Here is a 490-nt window from a genome sequence, read left to right on the forward strand (position 1 = left end):
TTGATCTGTAGACCTGCAGCATTCCAGCTTTAGCTTTTTATGGGTCAACTGATTGAATGTATTTGGTCTCTCATTGTGTTGTTTATGGTGGGCTGCCCAAAGACAGTAAATGGAAGCCATATACTGCGCCCTGGAAAACAACAGGCAATGCTGGGAATGGCATCCGCCAGTATTTGACCAACAATGGCCTTTTCTTCCACAGTACCAACGAAAAAGAAGCCTTTGCCGGAAGCATCATTAACTGGCTGAATAGTGATGGTACGAACGCCGGCCATGTCGGTCTTGTGGATCAGAATGATACCGCTACGATGACCTTCTGCGCTCATACTCGTTGCCGTAGAAGTTGTCCTTGGACTGGAGAGAAGGTTGATTTTTACATTCCCTATTGGGATTCCTATGAAGGTGACTGGACTAAGTGACGAATCCGCCAATTCGATGTATCATTTCGACATTTCTAATTGATAGTGGCAAGCAATGCCTGTGTTAATAC

General features: G+C 45.1%; 1 protein-coding gene. It reads right to left on the minus strand.

The window, feature by feature from the left end; translation table 11 throughout:
• Positions 1 to 44: 44 nt before the first annotated feature.
• Positions 45 to 326, minus strand: a complete 282-nt coding sequence (locus tag RX395_RS09990) for a hypothetical protein (protein WP_316367343.1) — start codon at positions 324 to 326, stop codon at positions 45 to 47.
• Positions 327 to 490: the final 164 nt, after the last annotated feature.

The sequence above is a fragment of the Collinsella aerofaciens genome (assembly GCF_032584215.1).
Lineage (GTDB): Bacteria > Actinomycetota > Coriobacteriia > Coriobacteriales > Coriobacteriaceae > Collinsella.

Bases quoted from the DNA above. Each gene is read 5' to 3' on its own strand.
- RX395_RS09990 (WP_316367343.1), bottom strand. From the start codon at position 326: ATGAGCGCAGAAGGTCATCGTAGCGGTATCATTCTGATCCACAAGACC.